Below are 332 nucleotides of genomic sequence, written 5' to 3'. Positions count from 1 at the left end.
CTCCCCCCCCCAAGGAGAAGAGGCCGCTACTAAGGGGCCGGGGCGAGGCCCTCCGGGCCTTTCTTAAGTTCCCCCCCGCCGGGGGCGAAGGAAGGGCGCAGGGGGCAAAGGGCGGCGAAGTCGGTGCCCGCCCCCCCCCCTCCCCCCGCCATAAGGAGCCTCTCCGCCGCCTCCACCTCGTTTGGGGCGAAGGGGGAGGTGTCCATGAGGACGTAGAAGGCCCCGCTGGGGCGCACCGCCTCGAGGCCAATCCGAGAAAGCCCCTCCAGGAGGAGGTCCCGCCTTTTCCTGTAGGCTTCCCTGGCCATGGCGATGAAGGCCATGGAGGCCTC

The 332-nt window shown here is 70.5% G+C and carries 1 pseudogene; it reads right to left on the bottom strand.

The window, feature by feature from the left end:
• Window positions 1-29: 29 nt before the first annotated feature.
• Window positions 30-332 (bottom strand): annotated as a pseudogene (locus BVI061214_RS13090) (aspartate aminotransferase); the annotation flags it as partial.

The organism is Thermus aquaticus (assembly GCF_001280255.1).
GTDB classification, from domain to species: Bacteria; Deinococcota; Deinococci; order Deinococcales; family Thermaceae; genus Thermus; species Thermus aquaticus.
This window is presented reverse-complemented; position numbering and strand designations above follow the sequence as displayed.